Annotated in this window: 14 protein-coding genes and 1 tRNA gene; 6 read left to right on the forward strand and 9 right to left on the reverse strand. The window is 73.2% G+C overall.

What is annotated here, in order from left to right; translation table 11 throughout:
• Positions 1-3: 3 nt before the first annotated feature.
• The 4 genes from ACI789_RS00840 to ACI789_RS00855 all read left to right on the forward strand — a co-directional run bounded on the left by ACI789_RS00840 (position 4) and on the right by ACI789_RS00855 (position 3,701).
• Positions 4-633 carry a YdcF family protein gene (locus ACI789_RS00840; protein WP_457006247.1) on the forward strand — a complete coding sequence of 210 codons (630 nt, stop codon included), beginning with the start codon at positions 4-6 and terminating at the stop codon, positions 631-633.
• 14 nt (positions 634-647) lie between these two features.
• The gene (locus ACI789_RS00845) at positions 648-1,160 is read left to right on the forward strand and encodes a hypothetical protein (protein ID WP_457006248.1); all 513 of its coding nucleotides are present in this window, start codon (positions 648-650) and stop codon (positions 1,158-1,160) included.
• Positions 1,160-3,046 carry a DNA primase gene (gene dnaG, locus ACI789_RS00850; protein ID WP_457006249.1) on the forward strand — a complete coding sequence of 629 codons (1,887 nt, stop codon included), beginning with the start codon at positions 1,160-1,162 and terminating at the stop codon, positions 3,044-3,046. The genes ACI789_RS00845 and dnaG overlap by 1 nt, the downstream gene beginning before the upstream one ends.
• A gap of 73 nt (positions 3,047-3,119) precedes the next feature.
• Positions 3,120-3,701 (forward strand): hypothetical protein, encoded by a 582-nt coding sequence (locus tag ACI789_RS00855; protein WP_457006250.1) that lies wholly within the window; start codon positions 3,120-3,122, stop codon positions 3,699-3,701.
• A gap of 7 nt (positions 3,702-3,708) precedes the next feature.
• Here ACI789_RS00855 and ACI789_RS00860 read toward each other — a convergent pair whose 3' ends face one another.
• Positions 3,709-3,969: a hypothetical protein gene (locus tag ACI789_RS00860; RefSeq protein ID WP_456919114.1), complete on the reverse strand. Its 261-nt coding sequence runs from the start codon at positions 3,967-3,969 to the stop codon at positions 3,709-3,711.
• Between the two features lie 137 nt (positions 3,970-4,106).
• Here ACI789_RS00860 and ACI789_RS00865 point away from each other — a divergent pair.
• A tRNA-Asn gene (locus ACI789_RS00865) sits at positions 4,107-4,179 on the forward strand.
• A 248-nt stretch (positions 4,180-4,427) separates the two neighbouring features.
• Here the strand turns inward: ACI789_RS00865 and ACI789_RS00870 are convergent.
• The 8 genes from ACI789_RS00870 to accB all read right to left on the reverse strand — a co-directional run bounded on the left by ACI789_RS00870 (position 4,428) and on the right by accB (position 13,829).
• Positions 4,428-5,291 carry an amidohydrolase family protein gene (locus ACI789_RS00870; RefSeq protein WP_457006405.1) on the reverse strand — a complete coding sequence of 288 codons (864 nt, stop codon included), beginning with the start codon at positions 5,289-5,291 and terminating at the stop codon, positions 4,428-4,430.
• A gap of 8 nt (positions 5,292-5,299) precedes the next feature.
• Positions 5,300-6,385, reverse strand: a complete 1,086-nt coding sequence (locus ACI789_RS00875; RefSeq protein WP_457006251.1) for a phenylacetate--CoA ligase family protein — start codon at positions 6,383-6,385, stop codon at positions 5,300-5,302.
• A 360-nt stretch (positions 6,386-6,745) separates the two neighbouring features.
• Positions 6,746-7,831 (reverse strand): PEP/pyruvate-binding domain-containing protein, encoded by a 1,086-nt coding sequence (locus ACI789_RS00880; RefSeq protein ID WP_457006252.1) that lies wholly within the window; start codon positions 7,829-7,831, stop codon positions 6,746-6,748.
• On the reverse strand, positions 7,831-9,663 hold the full coding sequence (locus ACI789_RS00885) for a PEP-utilizing enzyme (RefSeq protein ID WP_457006253.1): 1,833 nt from the start codon (positions 9,661-9,663) through the stop codon (positions 7,831-7,833). The genes ACI789_RS00880 and ACI789_RS00885 overlap by 1 nt, the downstream gene beginning before the upstream one ends.
• The gene (locus ACI789_RS00890; protein ID WP_457006254.1) at positions 9,660-10,517 is read right to left on the reverse strand and encodes an HAD-IIA family hydrolase; all 858 of its coding nucleotides are present in this window, start codon (positions 10,515-10,517) and stop codon (positions 9,660-9,662) included. The genes ACI789_RS00885 and ACI789_RS00890 overlap by 4 nt, the downstream gene beginning before the upstream one ends.
• Positions 10,514-11,974 (reverse strand): biotin carboxyl carrier protein, encoded by a 1,461-nt coding sequence (locus ACI789_RS00895; protein WP_457006255.1) that lies wholly within the window; start codon positions 11,972-11,974, stop codon positions 10,514-10,516. Before ACI789_RS00895 ends, ACI789_RS00890 begins: the two co-directional genes overlap by 4 nt.
• Positions 11,971-13,317, reverse strand: coding sequence for an acetyl-CoA carboxylase biotin carboxylase subunit (locus tag ACI789_RS00900; RefSeq protein ID WP_457006256.1), 1,347 nt, complete (start codon positions 13,315-13,317; stop codon positions 11,971-11,973). The genes ACI789_RS00895 and ACI789_RS00900 overlap by 4 nt, the downstream gene beginning before the upstream one ends.
• Positions 13,314-13,829 carry an acetyl-CoA carboxylase biotin carboxyl carrier protein gene (gene accB / locus ACI789_RS00905; protein ID WP_457006257.1) on the reverse strand — a complete coding sequence of 172 codons (516 nt, stop codon included), beginning with the start codon at positions 13,827-13,829 and terminating at the stop codon, positions 13,314-13,316. Before accB ends, ACI789_RS00900 begins: the two co-directional genes overlap by 4 nt.
• Positions 13,830-14,159: 330 nt before the next feature.
• Between accB and ACI789_RS00910 the strand changes: the two genes are divergently transcribed.
• Positions 14,160-14,897, forward strand: a complete 738-nt coding sequence (locus ACI789_RS00910; protein WP_457006258.1) for an IclR family transcriptional regulator — start codon at positions 14,160-14,162, stop codon at positions 14,895-14,897.
• Positions 14,898-14,959: the final 62 nt, after the last annotated feature.

Consider the following 14,959-nt stretch of genomic DNA (forward strand, 5'->3'; position numbering starts at 1 on the left):
CGCGTGGGGGTGCGCGCAGGGAGCCTGATCGGCCGGGTGGTCGGCGCCCTCGTGCTCGCCTTCTTCCTGCTCGTCGTCTCCACCGCGACGGCGATCTGGTACACCGCGCGGCAGGACGCCCGGCCGGCGTCGAACGCGATCGTGGTGCTCGGCTCGGCCCAGTACAACGGCGTCCCGTCGTCGATCTTCGAGGCCCGGCTGGAGCACGCCCTGCAGCTGTACGAGGACGGCGTCGCGCCGGTGATCGTGACCGTCGGCGGCAAGGCGGCCGGTGACCAGTTCACCGAGGCCGAGGCCGGCGCCGACTACCTGGCCGGCGAGGGCGTCCCGCGCGACGCGCTGCTCCCGGTGCAGGAGGGCGTGGACACGCTGGAGAGCATGCGGGCGGTGGGCACGGCGTTCGACGAGCACGGCTGGAGCTCGGCGGTCCTGGTGACCGACCCGTGGCACGCCATGCGCGCCGAGCGGATGGCCGAGGACGCCGGCATCGAGGCGGAGAGCTCGCCGACCCGGCAGGGGCCGGCCGTGCAGACCCGTACCACGCAGTTCCGCTACATCCTCCGGGAGACGGCGGCCTACCTGCTCTACCGCGCGACCGGCGAGAGCGTCGCCGGCGCGCCCGGGATCGGCTGAGCGGGGGAGGAGCCGTGCTCGAACTGGGCAAGGCCGGCTCGGCCGGCACCGAGAAGGGCGTCCTGCCCGTGCTGCGCGACGGCGTCGTCGTCGCCACGCTGCGGGCCTCGAACTGGAAGGAGGCGGCCACGGCCGTCGTCGGCGACCGCGAGTGGGTGCTCGCGAAGCGCAAGAGGGAGCTCCCCGGCCGGTGGGCGGCCGACCCGGAGGACGCCGTCCGGCTCCGGGCCCGGCAGACGTCGTTCTGGAAGGGCACCTGGGAGGGCGACCTGGAGGGGACGCCGATCGTCTCCGAGGTCGTGTCCCGCTGGAAGGGCGGGCACCGCTACCTCTCCGGCGGCCGCGTGGTCGCCGAGACCGGCACGACCGGCGGCTGGTCGCCGCGGCCGACGCTGACCGCCGACGCGTCGCTGTCCCTGGACCACCAGGTCTTCCTGCTGTGGCTGGCGCTGGTGATGACCCGCCGCGACCAGGCGGCGGCGACGGCCGCGATCGCCGGTGGCGCGGCGGCGGCAGGAGGCAGCTGATGGCCGGCCGGGGACGCATCCGGGCCGCGGACATCGCGCTGATCCGGGAGCGCAGCAAGATCGACGAGATCGTCGGCGAGCACCTGCAGCTCAAGCGCGCGGGTGGCGGCAGCCTCAAGGGGCTGTGCCCGTTCCACGACGAGAAGTCGCCGTCCTTCCACGTGACGCCGTCGAGGAACCTGTGGCACTGCTTCGGGTGCGGGGCCGGTGGCGACGTCATCTCCTTCATCCAGCAGATCGACCACCTGTCGTTCGGCGAGGCGGTCGAGCTGCTCGCCGGGCGGGCCAACGTCGAGCTGCACTACGAGGACGACGGCGGCCGGCCCACCGGCGCGCCGCCCCGCGAGCAGGCCGGGCAGCGCGCCCGGCTGGTCGCGGCCAACACCGCGGCGGCCGCGTTCTACGCCGAGCAGCTGGGCACGCCCGAGGCCGCGCCGGCCCGGCAGTTCCTCGCCGACCGCGGCTTCGACCGGCAGGTGGCGGTCGACTACGGCTGCGGCTACGCCCCCGGCGGCTGGGACACCCTCACCCGGCACCTGCGCGGCAAGGGCTACACCCAGCAGGAGCTGGTCACCGCCGGGCTGGCCAAGGAGTCCTCCCGCGGGTCGCTGATCGACCGGTTCCACCGCCGGCTGGTCTGGCCGATCCGCGACATCACCGGCGACGTCATCGGCTTCGGCGCCCGCAAGCTGATGGACGACGACCCGGGCCCGAAGTACCTCAACACCCCGGAGACGCCGCTCTACAAGAAGAGCACCGTCCTCTACGGCATCGACCGGGCCAAGCGGGACATCGCCCGCCGGCACCAGGCGGTCGTCGTCGAGGGCTACACCGACGTCATGGCCTGCCACCTGGCCGGCGTGACGACGGCGGTGGCCTCCTGCGGCACGGCGTTCGGGCCGGAGCACATCAGCGTGCTGCGCCGGCTGCTCATGGACCAGGACGAGTTCCGCGGCGAGGTCGTCTACACCTTCGACGGCGACGCGGCCGGGCAGAACGCGGCGATGAAGACCTTCGCCGAGGACCAGCGCTTCGTCGGGCAGACCTACGTCGCGGTGGAGCCCGACGGCCGGGACCCGTGCGAGCTGCGGCAGGCGCACGGCGACGCCGCCGTCCGCGACCTCGTGGCGCGCCGGACGCCGCTGATCGCCTTCGTGCTGAAGACGACGCTGGCCGGCTACGACCTCGACACCGTCGAGGGGCGGGTCGCCGCGCTGGAGAAGACCGTGCCGCTCGTCGCGCAGATCAAGGACCACGCGCTGCGCCCGGCCTACGCCCGCCAGCTGGCCGGGATGATCGGCAACACCGACGAGGCCGAGGTGCTCGAGCGGGTGCGCCGGCTGACCGGGGACGGCGCCACGCCGCAGCGGCCGCGGGGTCCCCGGACGCCGCAGCGGTCGCCGGACGACATCGCGGTCGCCGTCGAGCGCGAGGCGGTGAAGGCCGCCCTGCAGACCCCCGAGCTCGCCGGGCCGTCGTTCGACGCCATCCCGGTGGAGGCCTACACCGACCCCGACCACGCCGCGGTGGCCGCCGCGGTCGCCGCCGCCGGGGGAGCGGCGGCGACCCGGGTGACCGGGCCGGCGTGGCTGGACGAGATCGCCGCGCACTGCACCAGCGAGACCGCCCGAGCGCAGCTGACCGCGCTCGCCGTCGAGCCGATGCGGTCGGTGGGGGAGGCCGACGCCGGCTACGTGAACGCGGTGCTGGCCCGGCTGGAGGAGATGCACACCGTCCGCCAGGTGGCCGCGCTCAAGGGCCGGCTGCAGCGGATGAACCCGGTCGAGGCCGGCGACGAGTACATGCGGGCGTTCGGGCAGCTGATGGCGCTCGAGCAGCAGGCGATCTCGCTGCGCCAGCGGGCGATGGGCGGGCTGGCACAGTGAGCGAGCTCGCGAGCTCACCGGTGGACGTGGCAGCGCGGCGAGCGTCGTCGGCGAACGCGAGCGAGGAGACGCCGTGAGCGCGCTCGACCGGGTGCGGCGCCGGTTCGTCCGGCCGCCGGAGCTCGTCCGCGCGGTGGCGCTGGCCTCGGCCGACCCCGACGAGCGGGTGTTGGCCTGGGGCGGGCTGGTCCGCGACGAGGGCTGGCTGGTGGCGACCTCCCGCGGCCTGCGCCGCGTCCCGGCGGACCTGTCCCTGACCGAGGCCGGTGACGTCGCCGTCCTGCCGTGGCACGAGGTGGCCTCGGCCCGGTGGACGGCGACCGGCGACGGCGGCGGCCGGTTCGAGGTGACCGCGCTGACCGAGGTGGAGCCCGGGGTGCAGGCGCGGCTGCCGGTGGAGCGGCACGCGCTGCGCGAGGCGGGCGACCTGCCGGCCGTCGTCCGGCGGCGGGTGGACCAGACGGTGGTCGCCAGCCGGCGCGCGCCGCTGCCCACCGGCGGCGGAGTCGTGCTGGTAGCGCGGCGGGTGCCGGGTCAGGCGGCGCGCGAGTGGACGGTCGTGTTCGACGACGACGCCGACCGCAACGACCCGGTCGCCCGGGAGGTCGCGCGGGAGAAGCTGGCCGAGGCGGTCGCCGCCGACCAGGTGGGCTGACCGGTCGTCAGACCCGGGGCGGCGGCACCGGACCGGGCGCGGTCGTCCCGGTCGGGCGCTCGGTCGAGGTGTCGCGGCCCATGCGGGCCTTCACCGAGTTGACCACCGCGTCGGCGCGGGCCTGGGCCATCCCGGCCACGCCCTGCAGCTGGGGGTTGTCCTTGGCGTTCTCCCACGCCTTGCGGATCTGCTCGTAGCGCTCTCGCCCGGCCTTGGCGCCGAGCACGTACCCGGCACCGAAGCCGGCGAGGAAGGACAGCTTCGCCACGGGGACCTCCTACTGCTCAGGGAAGCGGATGATCACCGTAACCGGGTTCCCGTGTGACGCGCGACGCGAAGGCCCCTCCGCGGGCCCCCGGAGGACGTCGGGTACTGTGGTCCCTGCGCGCGGGTCCGACCCGCCGATCCCCCGTAGCTCAATTGGCAGAGCATGCGACTGTTAATCGCAGGGTTATTGGTTCGAGTCCAATCGGGGGAGCAACACCGCAGGTCAGACGCGTGTCGACGATGAGCCACGCAGGGACCGCAGGTCGCTGATCCTCTTCTCGCCTTCGTGACCAGGAGAATCGCCTGGTCAGGCCGGGTGCTCGCCGCTGTGCCGAGAAGAGCGCGACCGACAGATGACCGATGAACTCCCGGGTCCACCTCCGGTGGGCCCGGCTGGCGTGCGAGGGGCCGTTCCGGAGAGATCCGGAACGGCCCGAGTGCGTGTCGCGGCGATCGACGTCAGCGCAGGCCGAGAGCCTTGATGGCGTTCTCCTTCATGATGAGCGGGCGGACCTCGTCGCGGATCTCCAGCGCCGCGAAGTCCTTGATCCACCGCTCGGGGCGCAGCAGGGGGTAGTCCGAGCCGAACAGCACCTTGGTCTTGAGCAGGGTGTTGGCGGCGCGGACCAGCTGCGGGGGGAAGTACTTCGGCGACCAGCCCGACAGGTCGATGTAGACGTTGGCCTTGTGCTGGGCGACGGAGATCGCGGCGTCCTGCCAGGGCACCGAGGGGTGGGCCATGATGATCGTCAGGCCGGGGAAGTCGGCGGCGACGTCGTCGAGCAGCATCGGGTCGGAGTAGCGCAGCTTGATGCCGCGCCCGCCGGGCAGTCCGGAGCCAATGCCGGTCTGGCCGGTGTGGAACAGCGCCGGCACGCCGAGGTCCTGCAGCTCCTCGTAGAGCGGGTAGACGCGGCGGTCGTTGGGCTCGAAGGCCTGGATCGACGGGTGGAACTTGAACCCCCGGACGCCGTGGTCCTCGACGAGCCTGCGGGCCGCCCGGACGCCGGACTGCCCGCGCGCGGGGTCGATCGAGCCGAACGGGATCAGCACGTCGGGGTGCTGCGCGGCGGCCTCGGCGATCTCCTCGTTGGACAGCGCCGGCTGGCCGGTGGCCAGCTCGGTGTCCACGGTGAAGACCACCGCGGCCATGTTCTGGGCGCGGTAGTCGTCGGCGATCTGCGGCACCGTCGGGTGGTAGGGATCGCCCTTGAAGTACTTCGAGGCTGCGGCACGCAGCTCGTCGTCCAGGGCGTAGTGGCCGTGGGTGTCGGCCTCGACGTGCACGTGCACGTCGATCGCCGTCACCACGTCGAGGTCGATGGTGTGGCTCACGGGCTGGTGGTCCTCTCGGCCGTGTAGGTCAGGGAGTTCTTGTACTCGCCGACCGGGATGGAGCCGCGGTCGAGCAGCTCGACGGCCACGCGGACGCGCAGCCGTTCCCGCACCGACTCCTCGATGCGCCGGCGCAGGGCGTCGGCCTCGTTCCCGACCGGGCGGGCCAGCTCCACCTCCAGCGGCAGCGGGTCGTCGAACCGCACCTGGGTGGCGTGCGCCTTGCGGATCCGCATCGGCCCGGCGACCTCGCCGGCGCACTCCTCGAGCACCACCTCGCGGATGGCGCTCGGGAACACGTTCATCGCCTTGTAGATGAGCATGTCGTCGGTCCGGCCGACGCAGCGGACCCGTGGGGACGTGCGGCCGCACGGGCAGGTGGTCGCCTCGACGTGCAGGTGGTCCCGGGAACGGAACCGGACGACGGGCGTGGCCTCCCGGGTGAACGGGGTGTACACGGCCTCGCCGTCGGCCCCCGCCGCCCACGGGACGGGGGAGCCGTCCACAGGGTCGATGAGCTCGACGAAGACGTGGCGCGCCCCGGTGAAGTGCATGCCGCCGCCTTCGGGGCACTCGGCCCACAGGCCGGGCAGCACGTCGCCGAGCCCCATGATCTCGCTGATCCGCGTGACTCCCCACTCGCGGGCCAGCCGGGCGCGGATCGTCGGCTCGCCGAGGCCAGGCTCACCGCCGGCGATGACCGTGCGCATGGCGGTGTCAGCGGCGGATCGGCCGAGCGCCTCGCCGAAGCGCTGCGCGGCGAACGTCGCGTAGGAGGCGGTGCCGATGAACGTGTCGACCCCGAGCCGGTCGAGGATCGTGGCCATCCGCGCCGGCGTCTGGCCGCCGACCCACACCAGCGTCGCGCCGATGTGCCGGACGGCGTCGGCGTAGGGCATGCCGCCCGCGACCAGCGGCATGCCGGTGGTCAGCGCGACCCGGCTGGTCCTCCGGATGCCCGCGGTGAAGAACATCGTGGCGATGCTGTGCAGCCAGGCCTGCCGGTCGGCCTCCGTGAGCCCGAAGAAGACCGGCGTGCCCGTCGTCCCGGAGGAGGCGAGCACCTGGACGACGTCGTCCATGGCCACCGCCTGCAGCGACCCGAGGGGTTGTTCGGGGTCGGCGTCGGCTTGCGCGCCCCGCAGGTCCTCCTTGGTGGTGAACGGAACGTCCGCCCAGACCGCCGGGGGGGGGGGGGGGGGGGGGGGGGGGGGGGGGGGGGGGGGGCGGCTGGCCCGCCCCGGTGTTCCTGGTTGGTGGGCACCCCACCCCCCCCCCCGCCCGCCCGCCCCCCCCCGCGCCCGACGTCCAGGCCGGCCAGCCGGTCCCGGAAGAAGGGCACGCCCGCGGCGAGCCGGTCGAGGTAGCCGGGCAGCCGCTCCCGCTGCCGCTCGACGACCTCGCCCCACGGCCGGGTCTCGACCTCGGGGTCGAAGTACGCGTCAGCCATGCCGGTGGCCCCCGTCGGTCGGGGTCTCGCGGCGCTCGGTCCTGCCGCTCACGCTGGCGGTCACCATCGACAGCACCCCGGCGGTCGGGTCGAAGGCCGGCTTGCGAGCCCTCGCCGACCAGATGGTCTCCGGCCGGCACTGCAGCAGGACGACCTCGGCGCCGGGAGGCAGGTCGTCGTCCACGGCGAACTCGATGTCCTGCGGGCACTTCTGCAACCGCTCGAGCGACTTGCCCAGCCGGGCGAGCCCGATGACCTGCTCGTCGGAGAGGCACAGCTGCGACCAGCGATCCTCCGGCACGGGGACCGGGGCGTCGCCGCGGCGGTACTCCAGACGCTTGTCGCCGGGCACCCGCTCGCACACGCTCAGCCGGATCTTGTCGACGGTGTAGCGGTCAGGCGTCACCTCACCCCCGACCACCGAGAGGCCGAGCCCCCAGCTGGCCTCCAGCACGATCCGCGAGCGGTCGCCGGTGACCGGGCTGAGCGTGAACATCACCCCCGCGGCGCGGGCCCGGACGGTCTTCTGCACCACGACGGCCATCTCGATGTCCAGCGGCGACAGCCCCTTGTCCAGCGCGTAGGCCAGCGCGCGGCCGGTGAAGACGCTGTCCCAGCAGCGGCGCACGTGCGCGAGCACGTCGTCGGCGCCGCTGATGTCGACGTAGGTCTCGAACTCGCCGGCGAAGCTGGCTCCGGCCGAGTCCTCCGCGGTCGCGCTGGACCGCACCGCGACGCTGAGGTCGGGGACGCCGACCCGCGCGCACAGCGCCTCGTACTCCCCGGTGACCGCGGTCGCCACCTCCGACGGGATCTGCGCCGAGGCGAGGGCGACGGCGATCGTCCGCTCGGCGGTCAGCGCCGCGTCGGGGTGCCCGGGGGTGATCCCGGTGAGGGCGGACTCGATGGCCGCCCGCAGTCTCGACCCCTCCAGGTAGGCGCGGTAGGCCGCGGTGCACACGGTGAACCCGGGTGCCACCGGCAGGCCGGCCGCCGTCATCTCGGCCAGGCCCAGCGCCTTGCCGCCGACCGCGCTGACGTCGTGGCAGAGCTGCTCGTCGAATCGTGCCGTGTACATCACGCATCACCCGTCCCGAGCGTCGTGACCACGCCGGCGTCCCCGTCGACGCGCACCCGCTGGCCGGTCCGCAGCGACGTCGTCGCGAACCCGGTGCCCACGACGGCCGGCAGGCCGTACTCGCGGCAGACGATCGCGGCGTGGCTCATCATCCCGCCGATGTCGGTGACCACCCCGGCCGCGACCGAGAACGCCGACGCCCACGACGGCGCGGTGATCGGGCAGACCAGCACCTCGCCCGGCTGCAGGTCGCCGAGGTCCTTCTCCGACCGGAGCACCCGGACCGGCCCCTCGACGACACCGGGCGACCCCGGGATGCCGCTGATCGCGTCGGAGGAGGTGGTGCCCTGGCCGAGCCAGGCCTGGATGCGCTCGGTGGTGACGCCGTAGTTCATGATCGCGAAGGGGTCGGTCACCTGCTCGGGAGCCGGGCCGTACGCGGGCGCGGCCGGCTCGGCGAACAGAGCGGCCATGATCTGGCGCCGGCGGGCGATCTCGGCGGCCCACCTCCGCTTGCCACGCGCCGGCACCCCGATCGCCCAGGACTCGACGACGTCGAACAAGACCTGGTCGACCTCGAAGCGGTTGAGGTAGAAGAGGTCGTCGCGCTGCTCGGTGAAGCCTGCGGCGAGCAGGAAGTCGGCGAGCTCCCACGTCTTCTGCCAGAACACGGCGTGGGTCCAGTGCTCGACGTAGATGTTGTGTTCCTCGATGTAGGGGAACACCCTGCGCGCCAGGCCCAGCAGCTCGTCGAACTGGGCGGCCTCCTCCTCGGTGAGCAGGCTGCGGTACTCCTCGACGATCTCGTCGCGCTCCTGCCGCAGCCGCTCGATCGGGCGGGAGATGTCCTCGCCGGCGCGCAGCTTGGTCGCGTAGCGGGCGATGCCGCTCAGCGGGATCTCGGGGTTGCTCAGCCAGGTCTCCTGGTCGTGGGTGAACCCGTACTCGGCGAAGTAGTTGAACCACGGGTCCTTGGCCCCGTCGTAGGCCTTGAGCCAGGTCCGGCCGCTCTCGGAGCCGTCCAGCGTGGCGAACACGGCGTCGGCGGAGTCGCCGCGGGTGATCACGTCGTCGACCTGCAGGTCGATGGCGAGGGCGGCCAGCCTGCGCAGCTCGTCGTCGGGACGGAAGGCCAGCACGTCGACGCCGGCCACCATGCGCGCGATCGACTGCTCGGCGATCTCCGGGAACGCCTGCTTGCAGAACTGGAAGAAGACGATGTAGCCGCCGTAGCCGAGGTTCAGGAACTCGAAGTGGTACTGCCAGACGAGGAAGAAGTCGTCGACGAGCTGGTGGTAGTTGGCGATCACGTCCCACGACGTGGACCGGCCGCGGCCCTCGGTGACGACCTCGATCGGGTCCAGCTCGCCCAGGGGCGGGAAGGAGATGGCCTTCATGCGGTCGACGACCTCGGCGACCTTGTCCTTCCACCGCGCGTACAGCTCGTCCCAGTTCGCGTAGTAGTGGCCCGCGCGTTCCTGGAACAGCGCTGCCCGCCGGCCGATCTCCTCGGGGTCGGTGACCGGGATGGGGGAGATGTAGACGTAGCCCTTCTGCATGCGCACGTCCAGCCCGAGGGAGGCCGGCAGCACGAAGATGCGGGTGCTGTTCTGTCCGGCACCCAGGTAGACGGCCTCCGCGCCGATGCTGTCGAAGGGCAGGGCACCGCGCGACCAGTGCATGGTGTCGGCGAACCACAGTCGGGAGTCCTCCTCCTCCCGCGTCTCCTCCGAGGGGACCAGGAAGTAGGGGTAGAGGCTCTGCCACCCCTCGGCGCCGGCCGGAGTCGGCGCCTCGGAGAAGTAGGGGAAGCGGGGGTGGTCCTGCGTCATCGCGGAGCTCCTACTGCCGGGGTGAGGTGGGGACGGACGAGGTCGTGCACGGTGCCGATGTCGGGGAAGACGAGGTCGGGCGCGGTGTCGGGCGGTAGCGCCTCGGCCCCATCCGCGGTGGTGGCGCCGCTGAGGACGAGCACGCCACGGGCGCCCATGGCCCGGGCCAGCTCGATCTCCGCGGCGTGGTCGCCGACGACCATCAGGTCGGCGGTGTCGCCGAAGCGGGCCAGCAAGCGCTCGGCCAGGGCGGCCGAGGGCTTCCCCGTCACCTCCGGGACGACGCCGGTGACCCAGCTGATCGCCGCGGCGATGGCGCTGGACGCGGCGACGGACTTCCCCACGCCTCCGTGGAACCACGGGGTCATCACCGTCACGTACAGCGGGGCGCCGGCGTCGACGGCGAGGCAGGCCGCGTTCAGCTGGGCGGCCGTGTAGCCCTCGGCGGCGCCGACGACGACCACGTCGGCCGGGCCGGAGCCCGGGTCGGCGAGGGCGATGCCGGCGTCGGACAGGGGCACGGTGAGCCCCTCGCTGCCCAGTGCCAGGACCCGCGCCCCGGGGTGGTGCGCCGCGACGTGGTCGGCGGCGGCGCTGCCGGCGGTCAGGAACTCCTCGTCGGCGACGTCGAAGCCGAGGGACCGCAGGTGCGCCGCGTACCGCGCCGGCGGCTGCCCCGACGCGTTGGTGCACAACAGCACCCGCCGGCCGGCCGCCTTGAGCGCGGCGACGAGCTCCACCGCCCCGGGGAAGGGCGTCCCGCCCGCACCGCCGGCGCGGGCCGTTCGGACCAGGCAGCCGTCGACGTCGAACACCCAGCCGCGGGCAGACAGCAGGGGGGCCGGGTCGGTCATGACGCCGCTCCTCGCTCGACCGAGATCCGGGTGCCGGCCTTCTCCACGGCGAAGGAGGTCACGCCGGGTCGCTCGTCCAGCATCGACAGGACGCGGCCCACGACGTCGCGGGTCGAGTGGCCGCGGGCGGCGACCATCGCGTCCACCTGCTCGGCCGGCATCACCGCGCGCAGCAGCAGCTCCTCGTCGGGGAGGTGCTCGCCGAACCGGGACCGCAGCTCGGCGAGGGTCACGCCGTCCTCTCCCGGCAGCGGCTGCTGGGCCCGCTTGGTGGCCATGGCGCGGTCCATCAGGTCCTGGTCGACGGGACCGGGCAGCGGGCCGAAGTCCCCGCGCAGCAGGTCCACGATCTCGTCGGCGACCTGCGCGTACCGCTGGCCGGCCATCACGTTGAGCGTGGCCTGCGTGACGATGTACTGGGCGAAGGGCGTGACGACGATCGGCCAGCCGAGGTCCTCGCGGACCCGCACCGCCTCCTCCTTCACCGCGGGCAACAGCTCGGGGCGGCGGAGCTCGCCGAGCTGACGGGCCAGAGTCGAGAGCACGCCACCGGGGATGTTGTGCCGGTAGTAGTCCTCGTCGTACTCGGTCGGCACCCCGACGGGCAGCCGCTTGATGCGCGCCTGCCGCTGGAGGTACGCCGACGCCTCGGCCATCGCCTCGGTGTCGACGTCGACCTCGTGGCCGCGGGCCCGGAGGTTGGCGACCAGCCGCTCCGCGGCGGGGTGCGAGCTGCCGTTGGCCAGCGGGGGGAGGGCGCAGTGGATGGTGGTCATCCCCTGGTCTGCGGCCTCGAGCACGGTGAGCGGGGACAGCCCGGTGTTGCAGTGCGAGTGGATCTCGTCGAAGCGCAGGGTGGACAGCCGGGACTGCAGGGCGGGGACCAGCGTGCGCACGCGGTCCGGGGTGAGCAGACCGGCGGGGTCCTTGAGGTAGACGCTGTCCACGTCGGGGCAGCCGTCCAGTTCGGCGATCCGGTCGGCGAAGTAGGCGTCGGAGTGGACCGGGCTGGTCGAGTAGCAGATCCCGGCCACGACCTGCTCGAACCCCGCCCGCTTGGCCATGCCCGCCATGCGCTTGGCGCCGTCCATGTCGTGCATCGGGTCGACGACCCACATCCGGGTCACGCCGTTGCGCACGAGCAGCTCGAAGGCGAGCTGGAAGACCGCCTCCGGTGTCCGGTAGAAGGTCACGAACCGCTTGCCGGTGGTCAGGAACCCCAGCCGGGTGTGCGGCATCCGGTCCCGGGCTGCCCGGACCCGTTCCCACGGGTCCTCCCGGTGGAACCGGACGGCGGTGGCGAACATCGTGCTCGTCATGAGTTCGACGGCCCGGTAGCCGACCCGGTCGAGGTGCCCGGCGACGCCCTCGACCATCCGGGTGGTCACCCCGGTGGCGCTCCAGATGCTCTGGTTCCCGTCGCGCAGGGTGACGTCGACGAGGCGGATGTCGCTCATGCGGCCTCCTCCAGCAGGTCGGTGAGCCAGTGGGTGGTGACCGCGCCGGACTCGAAGGCCGGCTCGTGCACGATGCGGTCGAGCAGGTCGAGGGAGGTCGGCAGGCCGGCGACCTCGAAGGCGGCCAGACCGGCGCGCAGCCGGGCCAGGGCCCGGGGACGGTCGTCGCCGTGGGCGATCAGCTTGCCCATGAGGGCGTCGTAGAACGGCGGGAACGGGTATCCCTCGTAGACGTGGCTGTCCAGCCGCAGGCCGCCTGCGGCCGGCGGGCGCCAGCGCTTCACCGGGCCGGGGGAGGGGCGCAGCCCGTGGGCCGGGTCCTGAGCGGTGATCCGGGCCTCGATCGCGTGGCCGGTGACCCGGACGTCGTCCTGCGTCAGGGACAGGCGCTCGCCGAGGGCCACGAGCAGCTGCTCGCGGACCAGGTCGATCCCGGTGACGGCTTCCGTGACCGGGTGCTCGACCTGGAGGCGGGGGTTGACCTCGAGGAAGCTGACCTCGCGGCGCTCGACGTCGTAGAGGAACTCGATCGTCCCGAGGCTGCGGTAGTCCAGAGCATCGGCCAGGCGCAGGGCGCCGGCGTGCAGGACCGCGCGGACGTCGTCCGGCAGCGCCACGCACGGCGCCTCCTCGACGACCTTCTGGTACCGGTACTGCACCGAGCACTCCCGCTCGCCCACGTGGATGCGGTTGCCGTGCCCGTCGCCGAGGACCTGGACCTCGACGTGTTTGGCGTCGCGGACGTAGCGCTCCAGGAAGACGGTGCCGTCACCGAACGCCGCCTGCGCCTCCGACGAGGCCACCGCCCATGCCTCCGCCAGCCCGGCGGGGGCCTCCACCAGCTTCATGCCGCGGCCCCCGCCGCCGTGTGCGGCCTTGATGAGCACTGGATAGCCGATCCGGTCGGCCAGCGCGGCGACCTCGGTCAGGTCGGTGGCCGTGCCGCCGGCGGACACCGGCACCCCCAGGGAGGCGGCGAGCTCACGGGCGCGCAGCTTGTCCCCGAGGGCCTCCAGGGCCGAGGGGTCCGGCCCGACGAACGTGAGGCCGTTGTCCGCGCACAGCCGGGCGAAGGAGGGCCGCTCGGAGAGGAAGCCGTAGCCGGGGTGGACGGCGGTGCAGCCGGTGGAGAGGGCGGCCTGCACCACCGCCTGCTCGGCCAGGTAGCTGTCACCCGGACGAGGACCACCCAGGACCACGACTCGGTCGGCGTGGCGGGCACCGAGGGTCTCCCGGTCCGCAGTGGAGACGCCGAGCACGGTCTGGAGCCCGAGTCGGGCGCACGCGTCGATCACACGGACGGCGATCTCCCCGCGGTTGGCGACGAAGACGCGGTCGGTCACGGGATCGGCCGCACGGAGAACAGCGGCTGGTCGAACTCCACGAGCTGCCCGTTCTCCGCGTGGATGGCGGTGATCTCGCCCGCCACACCAGCGGTCAGCGAGTTCATCAGCTTCATGACCTCGACGATGGCGACCACGGCGTCGGCCTCGACCTTGTCGCCGACCTCGACGAACGGCGGATCGCCGGGCTTGGGGCTGCGGTAGAAGACGCCGAGCATGCCCGCCCGGATGAGGACGGTGCCGTCGTCCGCGGTTCCGTCGCCCGCCGCCGGTGCCGCAGGGGCCGTGGGCCTGGTGACGGGCACGGTCGGCGCCACGGCGGCCGGGGCGGAGGTGACCTGCTCGGCCGCCCGGGCCGCAGCCGCGGCAGCCGCGGGAGCCGGTGCGTCGAGCGGGGCACCGCCGCGCCGAACCGCGATGCGCAGGTCGCCCTTCTCGTAGCGGAAGTCGGTGAAGTCCGTCTTGTCGAGCAGCTCGATGACGGCTGCTAGTTCCTCGAGATCGAGGTCCATGGGGAGCTCCTCTCAGACCGCGTGCGTACGCAGGACGCGGGCGTCCGGTGTGACGCGGTTCACCATGTCGAGGAACGTACGGAGCGGCCTCGATCGAAGCAACGAACCGGCGCGACATTCCGCTTCTCGGAACAGGTGTGGGGCATGCGAGTGCGCTTCCGGTGGAGCGACGATGCGGTTCCCCGGCGTCCAGACCTCCGCGCCGGGCGGCGGGCGCCAGGACGCGGCACCACAGGAGACGGCCGTGAAAGGCATTCCATTCCTCTTGGCGGAATGGTGTGTCACCCTCTCCCCATGCCCGAGGGTCGCGACGCAGCTCCGCTCCAGTCCGTGGACCGAGCGCTGCACCTGGCGCTGTTGCTGCGTGACGGGCGCGAGTTCTCCGTCCACGAGGCCGCCGAACTGCTCGGGACCGCGCCCTCGACCGCCCATCGGCTGCTCAGCGCCCTGACCGCGCGGGGGTTCGCCGCGCAGGACCGGGAGCGCCGGTACCTGGCCGGTCCGGTCTTCGTGCCGCAGGCGGCGCAGGTCAGCGCCGGTCTGCTACGGCGGCTGGCCTATCCAGTGCTGCAGGACCTGCACGAGCGGCTGGGCGAGACGGTCCAGGTCATGGTGCTCCGCGGGAACAACGTCCTCTACATCGACGGGATCGAGGACGTCGAGCGGACCCTGCGAGTCGGGATGCTGCTCGGTGCGGAGATGCCGGCCTACTGCTCGGCCGGCGGCAAGGCCATCCTGGCCGAGATGAGCAACCCCGACGTCGAGCAGCTCTACCGGGGCGGGCTGACCCCCTGGCCCACGGCCCGGTTCAGGACCGTGAACGCCCTGAAGCGCAACCTGGCCACGGTCCGCCGCCTCGGCTACGGCACCGCCGTCGAGGAGACCGAGCGAGGCGTGCACGGGCTGGGCGTCAGCGTGCACGCGCCGTCGGGGAGGACGGTCGCGGCGCTCACCACGGCGGTGCCCAGCGTGCGGTTCCGCCGTCAGGACGTCCCCGGGTACGTGGAGGCCCTGACCGCGGCGAGAGCCTCCTTGGAGGAGTCCCTCGCCGCCGAGGTGCCCGCCTGACAGCCGACGTGGCAGGCGCGAGTGTCGTCAGATCCAGGGATCCTGGCCCGTGGAGCGCCCGA

It is taken from the genome of Geodermatophilus sp. SYSU D00965, assembly GCF_054050075.1.